The sequence below is a fragment of the Gilvimarinus gilvus genome, from assembly GCF_030518155.1.
GTDB classification, from domain to species: domain Bacteria; phylum Pseudomonadota; class Gammaproteobacteria; order Pseudomonadales; family Cellvibrionaceae; genus Gilvimarinus; species Gilvimarinus gilvus.
The window spans coordinates 1-302 of record NZ_JAULRU010000744.1; the positions used below are offsets into that span (position 1 = coordinate 1).

The 302-nt window shown below is 56.6% G+C and carries 1 protein-coding gene; it reads right to left on the reverse strand.

What is annotated here, in order from left to right:
- Window positions 1-302, reverse strand: a 302-nt coding sequence (locus QWI17_RS19355; protein WP_302724177.1) for a F0F1 ATP synthase subunit gamma, incomplete at both ends; no start/stop codon positions are given.

Consider the following 302-nt stretch of genomic DNA (forward strand, 5'->3'; position numbering starts at 1 on the left):
GTAGTCCCAGTGGTGCTTGAGTTCCTGATCCGGGGTTGCCACCAACGGTACCAATTGCTCGACCGTCGGTTTTTGGGTCATGGTGTTGATGAACTTGTTCGAAACCACCGAGAGGCGATCGATACGGCCGTCCATGTAGGCGTCCAGCATCACTTTGACGGAGCCGATCAGATCATTGATCGACGGCTCTTCGCCCAGGTGGCTGATCGCGGCTACAACGTTGCCGCCAAAGATGCGGAAGAAAGTCGCACCCTTGCTGCCGATCACGCACAGGTCGATTTCCACGCCCTGTTCGCGGTTTT